Origin of the sequence: Comamonas sp. C11 (assembly GCF_024496285.1) — a bacterium.
GTDB lineage: Bacteria > Pseudomonadota > Gammaproteobacteria > Burkholderiales > Burkholderiaceae_C > Comamonas > Comamonas testosteroni_F.
On sequence record NZ_CP101743.1, the window covers coordinates 2,656,379 to 2,675,668 of the forward strand.

21 protein-coding genes, 3 pseudogenes and 2 riboswitches are annotated in these 19,290 nt (G+C 59.1%); of the genes and pseudogenes, 11 read left to right on the forward strand and 13 right to left on the reverse strand.

All coding sequences use genetic code 11. The features are described 5' to 3' along the window. Positions 1-103: 103 nt before the first annotated feature. From gcvP to NOX35_RS12160, 6 genes are all read right to left on the reverse strand, one after another. Complete coding sequence (gcvP, locus tag NOX35_RS12135) at positions 104-3,007, reverse strand: aminomethyl-transferring glycine dehydrogenase (protein WP_256496735.1); 2,904 nt, start codon at positions 3,005-3,007, stop codon at positions 104-106. 90 nt (positions 3,008-3,097) lie between these two features. Continuing rightward, on the reverse strand, positions 3,098-3,649 hold the full coding sequence (locus NOX35_RS12140) for a MolR family transcriptional regulator (protein ID WP_256496736.1): 552 nt from the start codon (positions 3,647-3,649) through the stop codon (positions 3,098-3,100). Positions 3,650-3,696: 47 nt separating this feature from the next. After that, entirely contained in the window at positions 3,697-4,071 is a 375-nt protein-coding gene (gene gcvH, locus NOX35_RS12145; RefSeq protein ID WP_182286912.1) for a glycine cleavage system protein GcvH, read from the reverse strand. 124 nt (positions 4,072-4,195) lie between these two features. Next, the gene (gene gcvT, locus NOX35_RS12150; protein WP_256496737.1) at positions 4,196-5,332 is read right to left on the reverse strand and encodes a glycine cleavage system aminomethyltransferase GcvT; all 1,137 of its coding nucleotides are present in this window, start codon (positions 5,330-5,332) and stop codon (positions 4,196-4,198) included. Between the two features lie 64 nt (positions 5,333-5,396). Next, positions 5,397-5,522: riboswitch (glycine riboswitch) on the reverse strand. Between the two features lie 18 nt (positions 5,523-5,540). Next, a riboswitch (glycine riboswitch) is annotated at positions 5,541-5,649 on the reverse strand. 88 nt (positions 5,650-5,737) lie between these two features. Next, entirely contained in the window at positions 5,738-6,328 is a 591-nt protein-coding gene (locus NOX35_RS12155; RefSeq protein WP_182286914.1) for a hypothetical protein, read from the reverse strand. 12 nt (positions 6,329-6,340) lie between these two features. After that, complete coding sequence (locus NOX35_RS12160; protein WP_256496738.1) at positions 6,341-7,423, reverse strand: MBL fold metallo-hydrolase; 1,083 nt, start codon at positions 7,421-7,423, stop codon at positions 6,341-6,343. A 149-nt stretch (positions 7,424-7,572) separates the two neighbouring features. Here NOX35_RS12160 and NOX35_RS12165 point away from each other — a divergent pair, with 149 nt between their 5' ends. From NOX35_RS12165 to NOX35_RS12175, 3 genes and pseudogenes are all read left to right on the forward strand, one after another. After that, the gene (locus NOX35_RS12165; RefSeq protein ID WP_182286916.1) at positions 7,573-7,920 is read left to right on the forward strand and encodes a hypothetical protein; all 348 of its coding nucleotides are present in this window, start codon (positions 7,573-7,575) and stop codon (positions 7,918-7,920) included. After that, positions 7,889-8,070 (forward strand): annotated as a pseudogene (locus tag NOX35_RS12170) (RHS repeat-associated core domain-containing protein); the annotation flags it as partial. The gene NOX35_RS12165 and the pseudogene NOX35_RS12170, both read left to right, overlap by 32 nt. A gap of 356 nt (positions 8,071-8,426) precedes the next feature. Then, on the forward strand, positions 8,427-8,852 hold the full coding sequence (locus NOX35_RS12175; protein ID WP_256496740.1) for a hypothetical protein: 426 nt from the start codon (positions 8,427-8,429) through the stop codon (positions 8,850-8,852). A gap of 69 nt (positions 8,853-8,921) precedes the next feature. Here NOX35_RS12175 and NOX35_RS12180 read toward each other — a convergent pair whose 3' ends face one another. Next, positions 8,922-9,113, reverse strand: a complete 192-nt coding sequence (locus tag NOX35_RS12180; protein ID WP_256496741.1) for a hypothetical protein — start codon at positions 9,111-9,113, stop codon at positions 8,922-8,924. Positions 9,114-9,288: 175 nt separating this feature from the next. Between NOX35_RS12180 and NOX35_RS12185 the strand changes: the two genes are divergently transcribed. The 6 genes and pseudogenes from NOX35_RS12185 (at position 9,289) to NOX35_RS12205 (ending at position 11,867) form a co-directional block, all read left to right on the forward strand. Further along, complete coding sequence (locus NOX35_RS12185) at positions 9,289-10,233, forward strand: RHS repeat-associated core domain-containing protein (RefSeq protein ID WP_371878544.1); 945 nt, start codon at positions 9,289-9,291, stop codon at positions 10,231-10,233. Then, positions 10,196-10,411: a hypothetical protein gene (locus NOX35_RS28785; protein ID WP_182286925.1), complete on the forward strand. Its 216-nt coding sequence runs from the start codon at positions 10,196-10,198 to the stop codon at positions 10,409-10,411. Before NOX35_RS12185 ends, NOX35_RS28785 begins: the two co-directional genes overlap by 38 nt. Before the next feature lie 12 nt (positions 10,412-10,423). Next, positions 10,424-10,855, forward strand: coding sequence for a hypothetical protein (locus NOX35_RS12190; RefSeq protein ID WP_182286926.1), 432 nt, complete (start codon positions 10,424-10,426; stop codon positions 10,853-10,855). Between the two features lie 131 nt (positions 10,856-10,986). Continuing rightward, positions 10,987-11,167: pseudogene (locus NOX35_RS12195) on the forward strand (RHS repeat-associated core domain-containing protein); the annotation flags it as partial. After that, positions 11,159-11,548 carry a polymorphic toxin type 30 domain-containing protein gene (locus NOX35_RS12200; RefSeq protein ID WP_256496918.1) on the forward strand — a complete coding sequence of 130 codons (390 nt, stop codon included), beginning with the start codon at positions 11,159-11,161 and terminating at the stop codon, positions 11,546-11,548. The pseudogene NOX35_RS12195 and the gene NOX35_RS12200, both read left to right, overlap by 9 nt. 76 nt (positions 11,549-11,624) lie before the next feature. Continuing rightward, positions 11,625-11,867, forward strand: coding sequence for a hypothetical protein (locus NOX35_RS12205; protein WP_256496743.1), 243 nt, complete (start codon positions 11,625-11,627; stop codon positions 11,865-11,867). 120 nt (positions 11,868-11,987) lie between these two features. Here NOX35_RS12205 and NOX35_RS12210 read toward each other — a convergent pair whose 3' ends face one another. Then, positions 11,988-12,179, reverse strand: a complete 192-nt coding sequence (locus NOX35_RS12210; RefSeq protein WP_256496744.1) for a hypothetical protein — start codon at positions 12,177-12,179, stop codon at positions 11,988-11,990. Positions 12,180-12,484: 305 nt separating this feature from the next. Here NOX35_RS12210 and NOX35_RS12215 point away from each other — a divergent pair. After that, positions 12,485-12,813, forward strand: a pseudogene (locus NOX35_RS12215) (transposase); the annotation flags it as partial. Between the two features lie 159 nt (positions 12,814-12,972). On the opposite strand, the gene NOX35_RS12220 reads toward NOX35_RS12215, so the two are convergent. From NOX35_RS12220 to NOX35_RS12240, 5 genes are all read right to left on the reverse strand, one after another. Beyond that, entirely contained in the window at positions 12,973-14,586 is a 1,614-nt protein-coding gene (locus NOX35_RS12220) for a DHA2 family efflux MFS transporter permease subunit (RefSeq protein ID WP_305881702.1), read from the reverse strand. A 15-nt stretch (positions 14,587-14,601) separates the two neighbouring features. Beyond that, positions 14,602-15,912, reverse strand: a complete 1,311-nt coding sequence (locus NOX35_RS12225) for an HlyD family efflux transporter periplasmic adaptor subunit (protein ID WP_182286929.1) — start codon at positions 15,910-15,912, stop codon at positions 14,602-14,604. Positions 15,913-16,062: 150 nt separating this feature from the next. Next, positions 16,063-17,547: an efflux transporter outer membrane subunit gene (locus tag NOX35_RS12230; protein WP_256496745.1), complete on the reverse strand. Its 1,485-nt coding sequence runs from the start codon at positions 17,545-17,547 to the stop codon at positions 16,063-16,065. A 61-nt stretch (positions 17,548-17,608) separates the two neighbouring features. Continuing rightward, the gene (locus tag NOX35_RS12235; RefSeq protein WP_182286931.1) at positions 17,609-18,184 is read right to left on the reverse strand and encodes a MarR family winged helix-turn-helix transcriptional regulator; all 576 of its coding nucleotides are present in this window, start codon (positions 18,182-18,184) and stop codon (positions 17,609-17,611) included. A gap of 218 nt (positions 18,185-18,402) precedes the next feature. Beyond that, positions 18,403-18,873, reverse strand: a complete 471-nt coding sequence (locus tag NOX35_RS12240; protein WP_256496746.1) for a CopD family protein — start codon at positions 18,871-18,873, stop codon at positions 18,403-18,405. 232 nt (positions 18,874-19,105) lie between these two features. Between NOX35_RS12240 and NOX35_RS12245 the strand changes: the two genes are divergently transcribed. Then, positions 19,106-19,276: a hypothetical protein gene (locus NOX35_RS12245; protein ID WP_256496747.1), complete on the forward strand. Its 171-nt coding sequence runs from the start codon at positions 19,106-19,108 to the stop codon at positions 19,274-19,276. Positions 19,277-19,290: the final 14 nt, after the last annotated feature.

Sequence of the window (19,290 nt, forward strand, 5' to 3'; positions counted from 1 at the left end):
CACTGCCGGCGAACAGCGATGGGTTGGCAGGTGTTCGATATTGACTGAGCATGAAAAAGCCAGTGCGGCAGAGCGCACTGGCCTGGGGTGGAGAGCTTGGCTATCAGTCTTCGTAGGCGTCCATGGGCACGCAGCTGCAAAACAGATTGCGGTCACCATAGACGTTATCCACGCGGCCCACGGGGCTCCAATACTTGGCGCGGCGCAGGGCAGGCACGGGATAGGCGGCGGTTTCTCGGCTGTAGCCATGTTGCCAGTCGGCGGCAAGCAAGGACTCTGCCGTATGGGGTGCGTTCTTGAGCGGGTTGTCATCCCGGGGCAGTCTGCCGGCCTCCACTTCGGCAATCTCGGCGCGGATGGCGATCATGGCTTCGATGAAGCGGTCCAGCTCATGCAGGCTTTCACTCTCGGTCGGCTCCACCATCAGCGTGTTGGGCACGGGGAAGGACAGTGTGGGTGCATGGAAGCCGTAGTCGATCAGGCGCTTGGCCACGTCCTCGGCCATCACGCCGCAGCTTTCCTTGAAGTGGCGCAGGTCCACAATGCATTCATGGGCCACATGACCATACTCGCCCGCGTAGAGCGTGGGGAAGTGGTCCTTGAGGCGCGCGCTGATGTAGTTGGCGTTGAGGATGGCGGTCTCCGTCGCCAGTTTCAGGCCCGGTTCGCCCATCATGCGGATATACATCCAGCTGATTGGCAGAACGGCAGCATTGCCTAGAGGCGCTGCACTGACAGCGCCCACCTGGCGGACGTCGCCTGCGGTGGCATGCCCCGGCAGAAAGGGCACCAGATCTTCGACCACGCACACGGGACCGACGCCGGGGCCGCCGCCGCCGTGAGGAATGCAGAAGGTCTTGTGCAAGTTCAGATGGCTGACATCGCCGCCGAACTCGCCGGGCGCGGCAAGACCTACCAGGGCGTTCATATTGGCGCCGTCCACATAGACGCGGCCGCCATGGCTGTGCACCAGCTGGCACAGCTCCTTCACCTGGGTCTCGAACACGCCGTGCGTGCTGGGGTAGGTGATCATGATGCAGGCCAGATTGGCGCTGTGCTTCTCGCAGGCCAGCTTCAGGTCAGCCATGTCCACGTTGCCGTTGTCGTCGCACTTGGTGACCACGACCTGCAGGCCCACCATTTGCGCGCTGGCCGGGTTGGTGCCGTGGGCACTGCTGGGAATCAGGCAGATATTGCGGTGCGCCTCGCCGCGCGATTGATGGAAGGCCTTGATGGCCAGCAGACCCGCGTATTCACCCTGGCTGCCTGCATTGGGCTGCAGGCTGATGCCCGCGTAGCCCGTGGCCTGGCACAGCCAGTCGCGCAGTTGCTGGTCCAGCTCGGCATAGCCTTGCAGCTGGCTGGCGGGCGCAAACGGGTGGATGTCGGCGAACTCTGGCCAGGTGATGGGAATCATCTCGCTGGTGGCATTGAGCTTCATGGTGCAACTGCCCAGCGGGATCATGCTGCGGTCCAGGGCCAGGTCCTTGTCGCTGAGGCTGCGTATATAGCGCAGCATGGCGGTTTCGGAGTGATGGGTGTTGAAGACCGGGTGGGTCAGGTAGGCCGTGCTGCGCAGCAGGGATTCGGGGATCAGCGAGGTCGGGCCTTCGTCCATGGCCTCGATGGTGGGCAGCGCCTGACCCTCCTGGGCAAAGATGCTCCAGAGCAGCTCGACATCGGCCCGGGTCGTGGTTTCGTCCAGGCTGATGCAGAGATATTCATCCCAGGCCTTGCGCAGATTGACACCTCGGGATACGGCACGAGCCGCCAGGGCATCGGTCGCCTCCCGGGTATGCAGGCTCAGTGTGTCGAAGGCTGTGTCGTGGTGATGGGCGCTGAAGCCCAGCCGGGCCAGACCACGGCTCAGAATCGCCGTCAAGCGTGCCACCCGCTGGGCAATGCGCTTCAGCCCCTGGGGGCCGTGGTAGACGGCATACATGCTGGCGATCACGGCCGGCAGGACCTGGGCCGTACAGATATTGGACGTCGCCTTTTCGCGGCGGATATGCTGCTCACGTGTCTGCAGCGCGAGGCGGTAGGCGGGCTTGCCATGCACATCGACGCTGACACCCACCAGGCGGCCGGGCAGGCTGCGCTTGTATTCGTCGCGGCAGGCCATGAAGGCAGCGTGCGGGCCGCCTGCACCCATGGGCATGCCGAAGCGCTGGCTGTTGCCCACGACAATATCGGCATCCCACTCGCCGGGAGGTGTCAGCAGGGTCAGGGCCAGCAGGTCGGTGGCCACGATGGCGGCCGCCTGCTTGGCGTGAATGGCTTGCACGTCGGACTTCCAGTCCACGATCCAGCCGCTGGAGGCCGGGTACTGGATGACGGCGGCGAACAGGTCGCCAGCCAGAGCGGCCTCCCATTCCTGCTGGCTGTTGGCAATCACCACTTCGATGCCTATGGGTTGGGCGCGGGTCTCGATGACTTCAATCGTCTGCGGATGCAGATCGCCGGCCAGCACGATGCGATTGCTCCTGGATTTGACAGAGCGCCTGGCCAGCGTCATGGCCTCGGCGGCAGCCGTGGCTTCGTCCAGCATGGAAGCATTGGCGATAGGCATGCCGGTCAGGTCGGTCACCATGGTCTGGAAGTTGACCAGTGCCTCCATGCGGCCTTGTGAGATCTCGGCCTGATAGGGTGTGTAAGCCGTGTACCAGGCGGGGTTTTCGAGGATGTTGCGCAGGATGACGCCCGGCGTGTGCGTACCGTAGTAGCCCTGGCCGATAAAGCTCTTCAGCACCTGGTTCTTGCCGGCGATGGCCTTGAGTTCGGCCAGCGCCGCTGCTTCGGGAATCGGAGCCGGAAGATCCATGGGCCTGGCGCGAGCAATGGAGTCGGGCATCACATCGCGAATCAATGCGTCCAGCGTGGGCTTGCCGATGGCGGCCAGCATTTTTTGCTGCTCCTCGGCGTCCGGGCCTATATGCCGGGGGATGAATTCGTGGCTGTTTTCCAGCGCTTCCAGCGAAGCGACAGGGGCAGGAGGCGACATCAGCATGGGAGGGACCTATTCTCAAATACTGTGACTGACGGTTTGCATGCCAGGCATGCGTGAAAGCCGTATGCCTGAAGGCATACAGCCGGTGCTTCAAGCAGCGCTGGCTTGTTCCAGCGCGGTGTTCATCAGGGCCAGGCGTTCGCTTTCCTGGTCGGCATATTCCCAATCGGGATATTTGCTGCGTGCAACGGTGTTCAGCCATTGCTGGCAGGCCAGGGCAAGCAGGGCCTGCTTGTGCAGATCGGCATCGATGCTGCCCGTGATCTTGAGCTGACCAAAGGCTGTGGCCACGTGGGCGCGGCAGACCGAGAGGAGATAGCTCTGGTTCATGTCGTCGCTGGCCAGCCATTCGGCCTTGGCCGCATCGTCATGAGCCAGTATGTCCCTGGGCACGGGAAGATCCCAGTCGCATAGTTGCTGTTGCAGAAAGCGCAGGGTCTTGGCGGACTGGCCACCCGTCTGCTCCTGGTACCACTCTTCGAGTGAGGCCAGTGTGTCGCTGCCGTCATCGTTGCCGAAGGGGCTGAAGTCGTCACCGCAGTCGTAGAAGAAGTCCTGGGTCGCAATGCGCGCAAACGCAGGGTGGCTGGTCTCGCGGGCGAGACCGACTTCCGGATCGTCGAAATACAGAATGGTGCTCATGGCTGCATGCAAAAACGGCCTTCGCAATGCGAGGGCCGTTGATATGCTTAGTTGTCCTTGGCGAAATCGTTGTAGGCGGTCTCTTCCATCAGAGCTTCGAGCTCGCCCACATTGCTCATCTTGACCTTGAAGAACCAGCCAGCGGCCAGCGGGTCGCTGTTGGCCAGCGACGGGTCATCGCGCAGGGCTTCGTTGACTTCGACGATCTCGCCGGTCACGGGCATGTAGACATCGGCAGCGGCCTTGACGGACTCGACCACGCCAGCCACGTCGCCGGCCTGGAAGATGGAGCCCACGCCGGGAAGATCCACAAACACCACATCGCCCAGCGCATCCTGTGCGTGTACGGTGATGCCGACGATGGCGGCATTGGTGTCGGCGGCGTTGATCCACTCGTGTTCTTTGGAATACTTGATGCTCATGGAAAGCTCCAGATGGGGGGGGATTCAGGGGAATCGGGTGTTGTTTGAGAAAGGTCCAGTGCGCACTTTAGCGGTGTTCTGGCTGCTGTTTGGCAAACTGGCCCGTCTCATGCGCGGAGGCAGACTAGCCGCGGTGATAGCGGGTGGGAACGAATGGTGTGGCGACCACCTTCATGGGCACCGGCTTGCCGCGCACCACGGCGAAGATTTCCGTATCGATGGCGGCGTAGTCGGGCTCGACATAGGCCAGCGCCACGGGCTGGTTGAGCGTGGGACTGAGCAGGCCGCTGGTGATGTGGCCGATATGCTGTCCGTCCATGTTTTCCAGCACGGCGGGCTCGCGCACGGGAATGCGCTCCAGCGCGATCAAGCCCACGCGCTTGCGGCGCAGCGACTGAGGGTTCTGCAATTGCTCCAGCACGATGGCCGCACCGGGAAAGCCGCCCTCGCGCTCGCCGCCGCTGCGGCGCACCTTCTGCATGGCCCAGTTCAGCGAGGCTTCCACCGGGGTGGTGCTGGTGTCTATGTCGTTGCCGTACAGGCAAAGCCCGGCTTCAAGGCGCAGCGAGTTGCGCGCGCCCAGGCCGATAGGGGCCACCTCGGGCTGGGCCAGCACAGCTTCGGCAAAGGCTGTTGCCGCTTCGCCGGGAAGTGAGATTTCGAAACCGTCCTCGCCCGTATAGCCGCTGCGCGTGATGTAGAGCGCATGGCCCTGCCAGTCGAAGTGGTTGCCGGTCATGAAGACCAGTTGCGTCACTCCAGGAATCAGGCGCGAGAGGGCTGTGGCAGCTTGCGGGCCTTGCAGGGCCAGCAGGGCGCGATCGGGCAATGGGACGACCTCGCAGCAGCTACCGATGCGGTTCTGGATATGAGCGATATCCGCCTCTTTGCAGGCACCGTTGACGATGAGGAACAGATCATCGCCGCGGTTGACGAACATCAGGTCGTCGAGAATTCCGCCTTGTTCATCGAGCAGCAGGCCGTAGCGCTGCTTGTGCAGGCCCAGGTCCATGACATCGACGGGCATCAGTGATTCGAGCGCGGCGGCGGCATCGGGGCCGCGCAATAGCAACTGGCCCATGTGCGAGACATCGAACAGGCCGGCAGCCTTGCGCGTGTGCAGATGCTCGGCCATAAGGCCTTGAGGGTATTGCACGGGCATTGAGTAGCCGGCAAACGGCACCATGCGGGCACCCAGTTTCTGGTGCAGGGCAAACAGCGGTGTGGAACGCAGATCGGAAGAAGTGTCAGCAGCAGTCACAGGCAAGCGCTCCGGTGGTCAAAACCAAATGAGTGGCCATGCATGACGGGGCCATGCTTGGCGGGCTTGCCCTGCTGTCCGCTTTACCTGAGAGATTCACTGCCTTTGTTTTCGCGGGCAGCTTGCTCCTTCGGTGGATGCTGGCACACATACGAAATGACGGCCTGCATCTCTCTCCAGCAAGGGACGCTGCAGGTTTGCACACCTGCAGCGCTTGTCAGTCCTTTTGCCTGAGCGTTTTGACTCCGGGTGGGGGTCTGCGCCTTCGGCGGTGCGGTGCAGCTTCAGCTGCAGGCACTCTCTCCTGACGCTGGCGATTTTAGCGGTGGGCAAGGGGCTTGCACCACCGAATCGTGCGGATTTTGGGGTTTTCGAGCACAGTTCGTCCGGATTGGGTCTGTGTACTCACCGTGTCTCGGTATTCAAGGACGGAGATTCTGGGGATTCGATCTCCTGGCGCGGAAACACCAGTTGGTAGGGCTGCTCGAAGCAGGCAGTCACGGCCTGGCCCTGGCGCATGCCGGGCTTGAATTTCCAGCGCTCGAGCGAGCGCATGATGGACTTCACGATGCGGGGATCGGTATCGGCGGGCTGATAGGCCACACGGCCGAGTTCGCCCTGAGCAGTGACCTCCAGGCGGAAGATCACCATGGTTTCCAGTCCTTGAGGAAACCAGCTGGCACTGATGATCGGCGTGGTGTGGCGGCGTGGCTGTGGTTGCCGATCGAGCTGGGCGACGGGTGTGCAATCTGCCTTGATCCATGCAGGCCATTCCATGCTCTGTGACCGCCTGTGCTGCGTGTCCAATGGCGGAGCCGGCGCAGGCTCCGGCCGCTCGGAAACCGTGCTCGCGGTGCCGGCGCCCGGAGGCAGCTTGGTCCGACTGCCATCGGAGAGGTGGGAGCAGGCACTGAGCAGCAAGGCGGTCAGTGACGCGGCGCAGGCTGCGCCAAGGTGTGAAATGCGCGAAATGTCCATGAGGGCATTGTCGGCCATGTCGGCAGCATTTCAGGGTTGCGCAGGGCGCAGGTCCAGTTCCTTGATATCGGCCTCGGCGCAGGCGCGCCACCAGGCCGAGCCCGCATGCGGAGCGCCCAGGTCCAGGCGCTCGCCCATCATGGGCGTGGCGATCTCTATGCCGTGCTGCCTGCCCAGACTCATAATCTGCTCGAAGGGGTCCCACCAGGCATGCATGGCCAGGTTGAAAGTGCCGTTGTGTATGGGCAGCAGCCATTGGCCGCCGAGATCCCGGTGTGCCTGCACGGTCTGGGCCGGATGCATATGGACATAGGGCCAGTGGGCATCGTAGGCGCCGGTCTCCATCAATGTGACATCGAAGGGGCCGAAGTGCCTGCCGATTTCGGCAAAACCGTCGAAGTAGCCGCCATCGCCGCTGAAGAAGACGCGCAGCGGCCTGTCGGCCTGGTGATCTTCTATGGTCCAGGATGCCCATAGCGTGCGGTTGCCGTCGCGCAGGCTGCGTCCCGAGAAATGCTGGGCCGGCGTGGCCGTGAAACGCAGGCCGTCGAACTCGCTGCCTTGCCACCAGTCGTGCTGCACGATCTTGTCGGCCGGCACGCCCCAGGCTGCCAGTCTGTCTCCCACTCCCAAAGGGCACAGAAAAACGCCTACCTTGGGCGCGAGCACGCGGATGGTGGCGCGGTCCAGATGGTCGTAGTGGTCATGCGAGAGCAGCACGCCGCGCAAGGCAGGCAACTCGTCCAGGGCAATCGGCGGGGCATGGAAGCGCTTGGGGCCGGCAAACGGCAGTGGGGAGGCTCGCTCGGAAAACACGGGGTCCGTCAGCCACCAGCCGCCGCGCAGCTTCATCAGCAAGGTCGAATGGCCCAGGCGATAGAGGCTGCGCTCGGGCGCGAGGTTCAGCTCGGCCGTGCTCAGTGGCAAAACGGGCAGTGCCTTGCCTGGCTGGGAATCGGCCGGCTTGTTGAATAAGAACTTCCATAGCGTCCCGGCATCGGGCTTGGGACTGTTGGCAGGACGTGGATACGTGTTGCGAAAGCGCCCGCCGGAATACTGGGGCGAGTCCTCGTAGTCGGAGATGGAGGTGGAGAGACTTGGTTTGCGAAACAAGATCAGGCGCCTTATTGAGCATTGGCCGCAGTTTGGGACGGTTTGCGGCGCTGCAAGAGCAGGATTGCAAGAGGCCGTATCGCCGGGACGGCCATTCCAATGATCCGACGGGGTGAATGCGACACTCGCTGTCTGAGGAGCAAATGCACATGAATCCCATGGTTCACAATCTGGAGAGCATGCTGGCGGCCGGCAAGGACGGTGCGCTGCTGCGCTATACCCTGGGCAAGGCCTATGCCGACGACGAGCAGATGGCCGTGGCGCGCGAGCATCTGCGCAAGGCCACGGCACTGGATGCCGAATACTCCGTCGCCTGGAAGCAGCTGGGCAAGGTGGAGCTGGCGCTGGGCGATGCGCAGGCGGCGCGAGCCGCCTGGCAGCAAGGGTTGAGCTGTGCCCTGGCCAGGGGCGATACCCAGGTCGTCAAGGAGTTGCAGGTTTTCCTGCGTCGCTTGACACCGGCATCAAAATCTGCGTTTGCAAGGGCAATACTTTGACCGGGAAACTGGATTACATTATAACCTGTTCAGGTATTATGACCCTGATATAGGACGGTTTACGCAGCAGGATCCGATTGGGTTGGCGGGGGGGGGGATTTGTATGCGTATGCACCGAATCCCCTTACTTGGATTGATCCGTTGGGGCTGAAATGCTGGAGTACAGCGAAGAAAGATTTCTGGAAAAATGAAGCGAAAACAAATCCCCATAAATATTCGCAGAAGAATCTAGAATTGATGAGTCAGGGTAACGCATCCTAAGATGCGGGTGCAGGTTTATAATAAAACAAAGGGATTATTGAGACAAAAGATATCCGAATGGAGATTCACCACAAATATTTACCACAGCGTAGTGGTTCTCCTAAAGCGCATGAAGTTTGGAACCTTGAACCGACAACGCCGTGGGGCCATGCTTCGATGGATCCATATAGGCATACGGGTTATGACTTAATTAAGATTATAAAAGGGACCAACTCATGGTAACGACTATTGATTTAAGAGAGTTCGTGAAAACAGATAGTTATATTAACTTGCTCAACAAGGTTACTGTTGACCTTTCGTTGAACGTAAATCCTGAGATACCACCAAGCCAAGTATTTAATATTGAAGCTGGAATGGTCAATAAATCCGGGCTATCACTTGAAGATCTAGGTCTCCTATGCACAAGCGATAAAGACAAGCTTGTCAAGTTCGTGGGAATGACGTTAGCAGAAGTGAGTGATGATGAGGATGATCAGGATAAAGACGAGGATGAACGAGACGAAGTTATAGAGGTTTTACCCTTTTATAATAGCTTTTTAGTTGGTTATTTAATCCGATATTACTTGTTAAAATATAAACCAGATCAACTTGATAATTACTTGAAGGCGCTGAGAATACCCAATCAAAAAAAATTCTCGGCTGAGCTAAGAGATATTTACCGTCGGTTGTAGTAAGGCGAACATAAAAAACCGGAGGATCCTCGATCACTCCGGTTTTTTTATGCTTAATCCGCTGTTGCTCTATCGTGGCGCAAAGCCTGCCCAGGCCAATGTTTTTTGCAGTTGGTAGATAGCATCCCGGATCAAATAGGCTTCTTCGTCATTCACTGCATAAGCCCGCATACCGATCCAGTCCACCTGCTTGACGAACTGGGCCAGCGCCCAGGCTTGATCGGGGGTGAGTTCCGGCTCGTTAATGATGATTGTCTGCATGCCTTCTTCCCCCTCCGATAATTAGCCCGCTGTGCTGTACAGGATGTACGAATGCCGCGAGCACAGGGATGCGCAGGAGCGGCCTCCTGTACCATCAATCCATTGATAATCAGCGCACAGTTTCTGCTATGCCGCTTCCAACAGGTGCGCTATTGCTGGAAGCAAAACGGATGCGCTGGGCCAGCAACGGCGTTACAGCCGTGTTCAGTTTGGACAAGTCATCGAGTATACGGATGCCAAGGGCGGCACCAGCCAGTTTACCTATAACATGCGTGGGCAATTGGTCAAGAGTACTGAGTGTTCTGCACAACCTACCCATTATCGTGATGATAAACGGCATTTCTTGGTGGAAGTGACCGACGCACAGGATGAAAGCCTGCAGTATGACTACGATAAGGCAGGCCGCCCTATCGAAGCCCGGGGTGCCGAGGGGGGCGCACCCGGCTGGTGGCCTTGCGCAATGAAAATGGCGAATCAAACACTATCAGGGTATCCGTTATCAGTACAGGGCACCGCGCGACTACCCGGAGAACGAAGTTACCGTCCCCATTGTCACCTCAGAGACCCGGTTTATCTGGGAGGGGCTGCGATTGCTGGCGGAAGAGCGCGACGGGTGCCGCTGGTCTACGTCTATGAAGACCAGAAGAGCTATGCGCCACTGGCCCGGATAGATGGCAGGGAAACAGCCCAAGTCTATTATTATCACTGCCAGCCCAATGGCCTGCCAGAAGCTCAGGGCAACGAATACTGGCGGGGTACGTGCAACTCCTGGGGTAAAGCCAGCCTTGAAACGGGGGATGCCAACCTCCATCACCGGCATCAAAATCTGCGCTTGCAAGGGCAATACCTTGACCGGGAAACTGGATTACATTATAACCTGTTTAGGTATTATGACCCTGATATAGGACGGTTTACGCAGCAGGATCCGATTGGGTTGGAAGGCGGGAGCAATCTTTATAGATTTACAAAGAACCCAATGGTTTGGGCTGATCCGTTTGGATTAGATGAGTTGTATGCATTAACTGCTCTTAAAGATGGTTGGTATGATGTTATAGAGTGGGGGGGAATCACCTGTTGGTCAGGTGTTCTTAAAAAAAGGGGAGCTTTGGAAAATAGGTGAGACAAAAAACCCGACAAAACGATACTCTGCATCTTGGCTTAAGAGAATGGGACTTAAATATGAGACAATATTTAGTGGTAAAAATAAAAGCACTAATCGTTTTTGGGAACGATTGAAAATTAAGGGTTATGAATCTTGGAAAGGACACAAGCCCCCAGGAAAAAAATGTAGCCATTAAGTATGGAGTAATATGAAAATACAACAATCATCAGACACTTCTGGGTTGACATTGGTTTCTCTTATTTCTGAGGAACTAGAGTCTGTGTTTGAAAAAATAGAAAAAAAATATTCAAAATGTAATATTGAGATGTTCTTTGTTTTTCGATGCCTCCCTGATGAGTATAAAAGGGCCTCAAGCTTGAGATTCGTCAAAAAAGATAATACTCTTTACTGTGACATTACTGTCAGTGAGGATAAATATCAAACTCTTTCTAAAGATTGGCAACGATTTTATTTGAGCCATTATTTTTATGATTTCTTTTGTACTAAATTTAAGAAATATAAATTTGAAAATTTAGATGTGAAAGATTTTTTGGCTAATATGAATTTATGGTTAAAAGAAATAGGTTGGTTAAAGGAAGAAGTCGAAGTTTATGTTGATGAGTATGAGGTACCGAGATGAATTTGAGTTGCATATATACCCAAAATACTTCGAGTTGCTTGTAGGCGGCAAGCGATGGAGTCCCAGGTGCATAAATAGCTATATGGCTGGGATGATAGAGTGCAGCCAACACCCAAGTAACTCACCGGCATCAAAACCTGCGTTTTCAGGGGCAATACCTTGACCGGGAAACTGGATTACATTATAACCTGTTTAGGTATTATGACCCTGATATAGGACGGTTTACGCAGCAGGATCCTATAGGACTGGCGGGGAGTGAACCTGTATACATATGTGCCTAATTCTCTTACTTGGATTGATCCGTTGGGGCTGAAATGTACTCTATCAGGAAATAAAATCAAAAGAGTAGACGGCTCAGAACTTATTACCATTCCTGGTAATGCAAAAGTACGTAAATTGACCCCTCCAAAGGGCCATACCGGTGATTACGGATATGAGTATAAATGGAAAAATGCAGACGGTGGCACTACAACAGTCCGTATCCATAGGATAGATCCTTCAGCACCACCAGGCTACAATGCCAGTAAAGGATGGGTCGTCAGAATACTTGATGGTAAGAAGAGTATGGATGCGAGTGGGACTTATAACCCTCCTGGTGTATTTAATCCCAGCAGCCCACATTACAATTCAAAAACAAGTAATGACGTTCACATTCCGATAGAACAATCAACTAGGTTTCCCGGAGTTAACTGATGCCTGAAAATTATAATGATTTTTTAACAAAAAAATAAATGAAATACAGGATGGTATAGGTAAGAAAGAGACTGATGTGTTTGACTTAATTGGTTCTGTAAGGGACCTATTCTCGTCTCCTTATAATAATCATCCAATAGCCAGTGAAGGGATTATTGTAAAGCTATGGTGTTCATTGTTTGATGTTTTTATCGATGATACTGATTATGACAATCAATTTGATGCTCTGTCCACTATGAGCGATATTTTGATGTATGCAAAAAGGCAACACATTGAACTTAACTTGAACCACATTAAAAATGTGGAGGGAAAAGCATGACATTAATAGTACAACATCAGAGATATTAGAGTGTGCATGATGACATGCTACTTTGATAATATTCGGCTGCTAAACAAAGAGGCCAGCATTGCTGGCCTCTTTGAATATCTTACTCAGCGATTAGCGTGGCGCAAATCCCGCCACGGCCAGCGCCGTCTGCAACTGATAGATCGCATCCCAGATCAGATAGGTTTCTTCCTCATTCATGGCACAAGCCCGCATGCCATCCCAGGTTAGCCGTTTGGTGAACTGTGCCAGTGCCCAGGCTTGATCGGGGGGGAGTTCCGGCTCGTTAATGATTATTGTCTTCATGTCTTTTCCCCCTCCGATAATTAGCCCGCTGTGCTGTACAGGATGTACGAATACCGCGAGCGCAGGGATGCGCAGGAGCGGCCTCCTGCACCATCAATCCATTAATAATCAGTGCCAGTTGTTGCTATGCCGCTTCCAACAGGTGCGCTATTGCTGGAAGAACACAGGTTAGAAGGGACCGTCACCCGTTATCAGTATGATCCCTGTGATCGTCCGGTCTCACGTTTCAGCACCCTGTGCCGGTGGCAGCGAGATTTGAATGTTTAGATTCCATACTCCCCCAGCAAAGCAGGCTTGCACCTGCCACACAGCCTGCCTACGAAGCGGTCGTCAGGCACGGCGCCATTCCCATCATTCCTCCGCGCAAGAATGCTCGAATCCGCAAGGGGGCTGTGTTTGGGTATCGCAATGCTGCGATTGACTCGTGCAGGCGGCTGGGTTGAAGCATCTGGAAGCGCTGGATTGGCTACCACCGGTGAAGCTTGGTGGAGACCAAGATGAACTGCATTAAACGATTGGGTGAACGAGTGATGTCTCGCACCTTTGAGCGCCAAGTCAACGAGCTGCAATCAGGGCAGCCATATTGAACCGATTCACTGAGCTGGGCAGTCCTCAGACGGCAGCCGTGGCCTAGCTACGGCCGGGTTTGGGGAGGCTCGCCTCAAACTTGATTTATGCAACAGCGCCCATTTTCACCGGAAACAAGCAGGCTGCCGGTAATTGAAAACTATCAAAAAAATAGCTGAAAGCGCTTGTTGTTCAAGCGTTTCCAGCCAATTTTTTCTAAAGTCCTTCAGTGTGCGCCGGCGGCCGCGTCGGCGCCTCCTGCGGCAGAGGCCGGGCGCTTGGTGAACCAGATCAGCACGATCAGGCTCAGGAACAGAAAGGACGATGCCAGAAAGATGTCGTCGGCGGCCCGCGTGAAGGCCTGCTGATCGATCAGCCGGTTGATCTGAGCATAGGCCTGCTCGGCACTCATGCCTGCTGCCTGCAGGTTTCTGACCGTGCTGGCAAACGTTCCCTGGCCCTGCACCAGCAGCTCGGTCAGATGCGCATGGTGCATGGAAGCCCGGCTTTCCCAGAGCGTGGTGGCAATCGAGGTGCCCATGGCGCCGGCCGTGATCCGCACGAAGTTGGACAGACCTGCGGCGGCAGGAATGCGGTCCGGCGTCAGTCCGCTCAGCGTGATGGTGGTCAGCGGAATGAAGAAGAAGGCCATGGCGCCGCCCTGGATCAGCGTGGGAATCAGGATATGGGCGAAGTCGGTCTCCACGGTGAACTTCGAGCGCATCCACAGCACCATGGCAAACACGATGAAGGCAATCGTGGCCATCTTGCGCGGGTCCCAGACACCGACCTTGCGGCCCACCATGGGCGTGAGCAGGATGGCCAGCAGGCCAACGGGCGCCAGGGCCAGGCCGGCCGAGGTGGAGGTGTAGCCCATCCATTGCTGCAGCCACAGCGGCAGCAGCACCACATTGCCGAAGAACAGACCATAGGCGATCGACAGCGCGATCGAGCCGGCCGCGAAGTTGCGCCTCTTGAACAGGCGCAGATCGACGACGGGATGGGCGTCGGTCAGCTCCCAGACCACGAACACGGCAAAAGCCACGACAGCGATCACCGCAAAGGCGATGATTTCATTGGAGGCAAACCAGTCCAGTTCCTTGCCCTTGTCCAGCATCAGCTGCAGCGCCGCCACCCAGAGCACGAGCAGGGACAGGCCCACGGTGTCGATAGGCAGCTTGCGGGTGGGCGTTTCGCGGTTGCGGTAGATGCTCCAGGTCATGAGGGCCGAGAGCAGGCCCACGGGCACGTTGATGTAGAAGATCCAGGGCCAGGAAATATTGTCCGTGATCCAGCCGCCCAGCAGCGGCCCCACCACGGGCGCGACCAGCGTGGTCACACCCCAGAGCGATAGCGCCACACCGGCCTTGGCGGGCGGATAGCTGGACAGCAGCAGAGTCTGCGACAGCGGAATCATGGGGCCGGCCACGGCGCCTTGCAGCACGCGGAACAGCACCAGCATCTCCAGCGACGAGGCAAAGCCGCAGAGCCAGGAGGTCAGCACGAACAGCAGCACGCTCATGGTGAACAGGCGCACGGCGCCGAAGCGCTGGGTGAGCCAGCCCGTCAGCGGCACGGAGATGGCATTGGCCACACCAAAGCTGGTGATGACCCAGGTGCCCTGGCTGGGGCTGACGCCCACATCGCCGGAGATGGCCGGAATGGCCACGTTGGCGATGGAGGAGTCCAGCACGTTCATGAAGGTGGCCAGCGATAGTGCCAGCGTGCCCAGGGCGAGCTGCGCGCCCTTGAGCGGGGCGATGGCTGGTGGCATGGGGCGGGCCGCCGGAGCCGGTGGCGAGGCGCCCGCACCGGGGTTGGCAGAGGTCGTGGAAGTCATGGCTGATTCCGCGTCTTATTGCGCAGGCTGGGCAGTGGGCTGGGCGGCAGCGGCCGGTGCCGGGGCGGGCAGATCGGCCAGCTGGGTCAGCGCAGGCAGCTTGTCGCCGGCGATGATGTGCTGGATGCGCTGCTCGGCCTGGGCCAGGCTGCCGTCATAGACGGTGGTCTGGGCCACGGGCTCGGTGCGCGGCGTGCTGGCCAGGGCCTGGCCGTCCTTGTCGCGGATATCGACCTTCACGTCCATGGACAGGCCCACACGCAGCGGGTGCTGCTTGAGCGCTTCGGGCTCGAGGCTGATGCGCACGGGAACGCGCTGCACCACCTTGATCCAGTTGCCGGTGGCGTTCTGCGCGGGCAGCAGCGCAAACGCCGCACCCGTGCCCGCGCCCAGGCCCACGACCTTGCCTTCGTACGTGGTCTTGTCGCCGTAGACATCGGCGGTCAGCTCCACCTTCTGGCCCATGCGCAGATCGGCCAGCTGGCTTTCCTTGAAGTTGGCATCCACCCAGAGCTTGTGCAGATCGACCACGGTCAGCAGCGGCGAGCCGGCGGCCACGCGCTGGCCCAGTTGCACGCCGCGCTTGGCCACAAAACCGTCCACAGGGGCGATCAGCCGCGTGCGCTGCAGGGCCAGATAGGCCTCGCGCACCTTGGCTGCGGCCGCCATGACGGCAGGGAAGTCCTCGGCCGTCGTGCCCTTGGTCTGGGCTTCGGCGGCCGTTAGCTGGGCCTTGGCAGCGCGCACGGCGGCTTCGGCGGCCGCCACGGCGTTGCTGGCGGCCGTGGCCAGCGCCTTGGCATGGTCAAACTCTTCCTTGCCCACGGCGCCGGTGGCCGTGAGCGGGCGGCGGCGTGCCACATCGTCGTTGGCCTTGGCTGCATCGGCCTTGAGGCGCAGCAGATCGGCCTCGCGCTGGGCGACCTGGGCGGCCAGCGGGGCGTTGTTGGCATACAGGGTGCGGGTCTGGCGCGCGGTCTGGGCCAGCTGCGACTCGGCCTGGGCCAGTTGCACCAGATAGTCGGCAGGGTCCAGCTGCACCAGCAACTGGCCGGCCCGGACATAGTCGGTATCGTCGGCGCCGATGCTGATCACGGTGCCGCCGACCTGGGGCGTGATCTGCACCACATTGCCGGCCACATAGGCGTTGTCCGTGGTCTGGTAGTTGCGGGCCACCATCCAGTGCCAGCCGCCCCAGGCGATGGCGGCCACGGCGACCGCGGCCGCCACGATGGTCAGGCCCTTGCGGCGGCCCGCAGGGTTGGCGCTGGGCGTAGCTGCCGCAGGAGCTTGGGGAGCGTTCTGAGTAGGCTTGGTGTCGGTCATGATGTTGGCGCTTTGTTATCTGTGAAGCGGTTTTGCGCTATTGAAAAAGAGGAGCTTCTGACGCTTGTCAATCAATGAATTGAGAGTGTTTCTGCCTTGAATTCAATGGCAGTAAAGCGGTAGCAGCTATTGATTTTTTGAGCCCGATGTCTATTGCACGGCAACAGCCGGGGTGTCGTCGCTCCAGCCGCCGCCCAGGGCTGCGGCCAGGGCCACGCGGGTGTCCAGCTCGCGCGCCTGCAGGTCCACGGCCAGGCGACGCTGGTTGATGAGCTGGGTTTCGGTGTTGAGCACGGTGATCTGGCTGCCCAGGCCGGCCTGATAGCGCTGCACGGCAAAGTCATAGGCCCGCTCGGCCTTGGACAGCGACTCGGTTTGCAGCTGCTGCTGGCGCTGCAGTGATTGCACGGAGGCAATGGCGTCGCCCGCCTGTTTGACGGCATCGAGCACGGCGCCGTTGTACTGGGCGATGGCGGTGTCGAGATCGGCCTGTTTGCCGCGCAGCTGGGCGCGCAGGCGCTTGCCGTCGAAGATCGGCAGGCGCAGCGCAGGCGTGATGCCCATCTGGCGCGAGCTGCCCTGCAGCAGATTGTCCAGGCCCAGCGCGTTCAGACCCACAAAGGCCGTCAGATTCACATCGGGGTAGAAGTCGGCCCTGGCGGATTCAATGCCTTGCGTGGCCGCTTCCACGCGCCAGCGCGCGGCAACCACATCGGGGCGGCGGCCCAGCAGATCCGCGCCCAGAGCCTGGGGCACGGGCTGGATGCGCAGCACCGACAGTCGGGGCGAGAGCGTATTTTGCGCATCGGGCGCCTGGGCGCAGAGCACGGCAATCGTGCGGCGCGCCAGCGTGATCTGCTCGCCGAGCATCTCGATCTGGGTCTGGGCATCGGGCATGCCGGCCTGGGCCTGGGTCAGCTCCACCTGGCTGTCCAGGCCCGCCCTGGTGCGCTGCTCGCTCAGGTTCAGCAATGACTGGCGCTGGCCCAGCGTGCGCTCTGCCACATCCTTCTGGGCAATCAGCCGGGCCAGCGCGATATAGCTGCGCGCCACCTGTGCGGCCAGCTGGTTGGCGGCGGCGGCGCTGTCGGCCTTGGCCGCGCGTGCCTGGCCCAGTGCGGCCTGCAAGTCAGCGGCATGCTTGCCGAAGAAATCGGGCGACCAGGACAGGCCGGCCTGCAGATTGCCGCTGTTGTAGATATTGCCCGCAATGGGGGCGGGAATCATGCCGTTGGCCGTGTAGCGCTGGCGTGTGGCGTCGGCGCTCAGCGTTCCGTGCACATCGCCGGCCGTGCTGCTGGCCGTGGCCAGGGCTGCGGCTTTTTCAAAGCGGGCGTTGCTGGCGGCCAGGCTGGGGCTGCCGGCCAGGGCCTGATCGATGAGCTGGTTGAGCTGGGCATCGCCCAGACCTGTCCACCATTGGGAGGAGGCGAGGGCCGTGGCGTCCGCAGCGCTGAGGCTGGCGGAGTCGCTCAGGCCGACATCGGCCGAGCCCAGCCGTGCCAGCGGCTGGTGCGCCGGCCCTTGCGAGGCACAGCCTGCCAGCGCGAGCACGGCGGCCAGTGCTGCGATTGCCAGCAGCGAACGGCCGGGGGTGTACCCGGTGGCGGGTTTGCGTGAAGGTCTAGAAGTCATGGAAAAGTGCCAGTGGTTTTTATTGAAATAGGGCGGTGAAAGAAGCAGGCAGCAGGCCAGACTAGTCCCTGGGGACGCGGCCTGCCTCGTTCGTTTGGATGGGGGGCTTGTCCGGCTCCTGGGTCAGGGCCTCGCGCAGCGCATCGCCGTTGACCAGCATGCGCTGCAGCATGGACAGCATCAGCGTGCATTCGCTGTGGCTGAAGCCGCGCAAATGGCCGTTGAGCACCTTGGTCAGCACCTTGGGCACCTGGGTGGCGACGCTGCGCCCCTCCTCGGTGAGCACCAGATGCACCACGCGCCGGTCGGTGGTGGAGCGCTCGCGACGCAGCAGCCCCTTGGCCTCGATGCGGTCCAGCGCGCGCGTCACCGAAGCCGGGTCCATGCCCAGGTCCTTGGCCAGCGTGCTGCTATTGGTGTCGGAGCAGATCAGCAGCTTGTACAGCGGCAGCCACTGCACATAGGTCAGTCCTTGCTCGGCCAGCTGGGCGTCGGCCAGCTGCAGGATGGAGCTGAGTACGCGCCGCATGAGAAAGCCTATGCTTTTGTCCGGCGCGTAGACCCCTGCCTGGTAGAAGAAGCTGGACTCGTCCTGCGGGTCGATGATGGGGTCGGTCTGGTTTTGCAATGGCGCCACCAATATTTGTTTGGTCAATGATTGAGTTGGCAATTATTGTGCAGCTGCAAAAAAATGTCAGCAAGGTTTTGAATGGAGCCTGGCCTGCCTGTGCAGTACCTGTTTTTGTTGCTATGAAAATAAAAGCAGTTTGCGCATTGTTGGTATACGCCAGAGCTTTTCCGGGCTCATAAAAAAGCCCGGCCATGAAGACCGGGCTCGCAAAGACTGCTTCAGGATCAGAGCGGCACGCGCAGCACGACCACGATCACCAGGCCCAGGGCCAGATTGAGCGAAACCCATTTGCGGATGCTCTCCAGCGCCTTGCCGCCCGCGGGCCAGTCCTTGAGTTGCACGGCCGCATCCAGGCGCTTGAACAGTGCGAAGCGGATATGACCGAACACGGCCATCATCACCAGGCCCAGAATGCTCATCACGATCCAGTTGACCGGCATGTTGAACCGGCCGCCGGCCTGGGCGGCCATGGCGTGAATGCTGCCAATCATGCCGATGCCGGTGGCCAGCACGACGACCACCAGCACCATGACCCAGGCAAAAAAGCGCTGCAGCACGCCATGCATCAGCGTCACGCGCTCGGGCGACTGCAGACCCTGGACGGCAGGACGCAGAAAGAAGTGCGCGAAGAACATGCCGCCCACCCAGATGATGATGGCCAGAAGGTGCAGAAGTTTGAACAGAATGAAAAGCATGGTTTGTGGTGCCTGATTGCGGAGATGTCGCTAGCCTAACGGAGATCGTCCTACGGGCGGAACACACAGGCCGCCATAGCAGGACTTTCGCCGAGCCCTGGCCTGATTAGACTTGGCTGCAACCAGCAACAGCCAACAATAGCGAAGGAGTCCTTATGTCAGAACAAGCCACCGTCGTCGCCTTCAAGCAGTCTTCCGGGCGGGTCGCCTGCGTACCGGCAGCGGCCGTTATGTGCTGGCCGAGCAGACCGATTCCAGCGCGCTGCGCGAAGGACTGAGTCTGAACGGCAATATGAGCGAGTTCGGCCCCGAGGTCTGGAGCGATGACAGCGGACAGAACCAGTACCGTGTCTTTGTGCTGGGCTGGGATCTGTCGCAGGAAGCGGTCGAGCTGGAGATGTGATGTGTTGCTCCTGA